Source organism: Holdemanella sp. DFI.5.55, from assembly GCF_020593575.1.
In the GTDB taxonomy this organism is placed as follows: domain Bacteria; phylum Bacillota_I; class Bacilli_A; order Erysipelotrichales; family Erysipelotrichaceae; genus Holdemanella; species Holdemanella hominis.
On the sequence record NZ_JAJDMK010000138.1, the window covers coordinates 1 to 2544 of the forward strand.

Here is a 2544-nt window from a genome sequence, read left to right on the forward strand (position 1 = left end):
TTTAAAATCAGTTGAGATGGTACTAATATTGTGTAAAAGGATGATTTTGTGTTCTTTTAGAATGCTAAATCGTATCTAATTCAACGAAAATAATACGTTTTAGATCAAATAGGAACTATTGAATGTAATTCACAATGCTTTCACATTGAAGTTTTATAATTAGAAGTGCTACTGGATGTAGTAACGGTGAACCCTCTGAATTTAATAAAGAAATCTGCTTGAGTTCTCGGCAGATCCTTCAATTTATTTCAGGAAGACGTGTTTTATGTATATTTATCTATACATTGATGCTGCCTTTGACTAATGGCTATAGAAGAAATACTAAAAATCACATTAATTATTATAGAAAAATGTAAAAGACACTAGTTCACATCACCACAATGGATTACTAGTGTCTTTTGACATTGTAAATTCAGAGTGACCACTGCATCCAGTAGCCTTCCTGTATCTGTATTATACCGATAAAGGAAAGTTTATGCAAATGATGTTTTTGCTAGATGGAGTTTTCAACTTTAATATGATAAATTATATAAAAGTGAGGTTTTTGACTATGAAGAAAGTGCTTTTTATCTGCCATGGGAACATATTCTAATTTTTATAAATTGCTTTATATAAAGAATATTAAAAGAAATTAAGAGGATTCGTACACCTTAAATGCACCTTTTGAATAACTTCATCAACAAATCAAATTAGAGAAAATTTAAATTGTGTTTCTATACTTGGATTGTTGTTAATGGTTTAACACGGATTCATAGTATTGTAAAAGCTGGTTTAAGAATCGTGATTGCAAAAAATCAATTCATTAAAAAAAGAATTATAAAAGTCTTTTACAATATCTATGTATTGATTTCAGTTAAAAAAACGGACAAAAAGAAAAAAATACGATCAAAATCACGCGTAAAATCATCCGTAAAATAATATGAATGATTTTATGAATGATTATACATATAATATAATTAAAAAAAGAGTGGAAGGGAGTCTTTATGCGAGAAACAAGAATATTAGAATTTAAAGAAACAGTTACAAATACTTTTCTAAAAACAGTGAGTGCCTTTTCAAATTATGATGGTGGAGAAATTCTTTTTGGTGTGGATGATGATGGAAATATAAAAGGTTTGTCAGATGTTAAACAAGCTTGTTTAGATATTGAAAATAAAATCAATGATAGTATTTCGCCTCAGCCAAACTATACTTTAGAAATCCAAAATAATGAGAAAACGATAAAATTAAGTGTAAAGAGTGGTCTTCAGAAACCGTATTTGTATAAATCAAAAGCATATAAACGAAATGATACTGCAACAATAGAAGTAGATACACTAGAGTTTTCAAGACTTGTCTTAGAAGGAAAGAATATTCGATTTGAAGAATTACCTTGTAAAGATCAAGAGTTGTCTTTTAAAATTTTGCAAAGTAAGCTAAAAGAAAACATTCAGATTGAAACTTTTAATAAAGACACATTAAAAACATTGAACCTATATGATGATGTGAATGGCTTTAATAATGCAGCTGGTCTATTGGCGGATAAGAATCATTTTCCTGGACTTGATATAGTAAAGTTTGGAGAAGACATCAGCATTATACAAAAGAGGATTACTTTTGAAAATACATCCGTCCTGGATATATATGAAAAAGCTCTTAGTGTATTTAGAGATTATTATCAATATGAAGTAATTCAAGGAGCTGATCGAAAGCGGGTGGAAAAGATACCTGAAGCTTCATTTAGAGAAGCTATTGCGAATGCTTTGATTCATCGAGTATGGGATGTGGATTCACAAATTAGAGTATCTATGTTTGATGATAGAATAGAAGTTGTATCTCCAGGCGGATTACCATCTGGAATCACAGAGGATGAATATTTATCAGGAAAACTTTCGGTTTTAAGAAACAGAAATCTTGCAAATGTATTTTACAGATTGGGGTTTGTAGAAATATTTGGAACAGGTATTACAAGAATCAAACAAATCTATTCTGAAGCATCGGTAAAACCAAGTTTTGAAGTATCAGAAAATGCGACTCAAATTGTTCTTCCAATATATGAAGAGAATGCGAATTTAACGGAAGATGAAAAAGTAGTATATAAACTTTTAAGTAAAAATATGCTGAAATCAATGAGTGAAATTGCACCATATATATCATTTGGTAAATCCAAAACAACAAAGTTATTAAAAGATATGGAACAAAAAGGTGTAATCACTATTGAAGGTAAAGGGAAAGGGACAAAATATAGAATTAAATAAAAGGAATGAAACCATAGAAGATAATCCTAAAATGAAAACATTTGACAATATGCTTGCTAAACAGTTGCAGAATGATGAGTTCAAGAAAGAATATGAAGCTATTCAACCGGAAATGAATGAAATTAGAGCTAGTGTAGATTCTAGAACTTCACAAGAACAATAAATATGGCAATTGGTCAATTTTAGGCTAACTGCTTTTTAAAATCAGTTGAGATGGTACTAATATTGTGTAAAAGGATGATTTTGTGTTCTTTTAGAATGCTAAATCGTATCTAATTCAACGAAAATAATACGTTTTAGATCAAAT

The 2544-nt window shown here is 29.4% G+C and carries 2 protein-coding genes; both read left to right on the forward strand.

All coding sequences use genetic code 11. The features are described 5' to 3' along the window. Window positions 1-983: 983 nt before the first annotated feature. Window positions 984-2237, forward strand: a complete 1254-nt coding sequence (locus LJE08_RS13345) for an ATP-binding protein (protein ID WP_227403494.1) — start codon at window positions 984-986, stop codon at window positions 2235-2237. 31 nt (window positions 2238-2268) lie between these two features. Next, a complete protein-coding gene (locus LJE08_RS15175) occupies window positions 2269-2400 on the forward strand; it encodes a hypothetical protein (RefSeq protein WP_255650355.1) in 132 nt (43 codons plus the stop codon). Window positions 2401-2544: the final 144 nt, after the last annotated feature.

Bases quoted from the DNA above. Each gene is read 5' to 3' on its own strand.
- LJE08_RS13345 (WP_227403494.1), top strand. From the start codon at position 984: ATGCGAGAAACAAGAATATTAGAATTTAAAGAAACAGTTACAAATACT.
- LJE08_RS15175 (WP_255650355.1), top strand. From the start codon at position 2,269: ATGAAAACATTTGACAATATGCTTGCTAAACAGTTGCAGAATGATGAG.